Annotated in this window: 1 protein-coding gene; it reads left to right on the top strand. The window is 51.0% G+C overall.

The genetic code is table 11. The features are described from left to right. On the top strand, positions 1 to 263 hold a 263-nt coding region (locus SB753_RS38280), incomplete at both ends, for a hypothetical protein (RefSeq protein ID WP_410805322.1).

The following is a 263-nucleotide window of genomic DNA, read 5'->3' as shown; positions in this document are numbered from 1 at the left end:
GTAGCTGATGATAAAACTGCCGAAATCGTTGAAACTGCACAAACGCACAGTGAAGCTGAAGCTGCCGAGGTCGACACCGCAGTAGCACAGCCAGACAGCGATAAGCCGAAACCACGTGCACGCCGCAAGCCAGCTGCGAAAAAAGCACAAAGTAGTAACGCAGAAACTGACACAGCGACTTCTGATACAGCTGCAGAAATAGCCGAAGTACAACCCTCTGTTGAGGTTGCCGTAGCGCAAACTTCTGACGATAACGCTGATAC

It is taken from the genome of Paraburkholderia sp. SIMBA_053 (genome assembly GCF_046534895.1).
Taxonomy (GTDB): Bacteria; Pseudomonadota; Gammaproteobacteria; order Burkholderiales; family Burkholderiaceae; genus Paraburkholderia; species Paraburkholderia caledonica.
The sequence above is the reverse complement of the archived record's forward strand: the minus strand, read 5'-3'. Positions and strand labels throughout refer to the sequence as shown.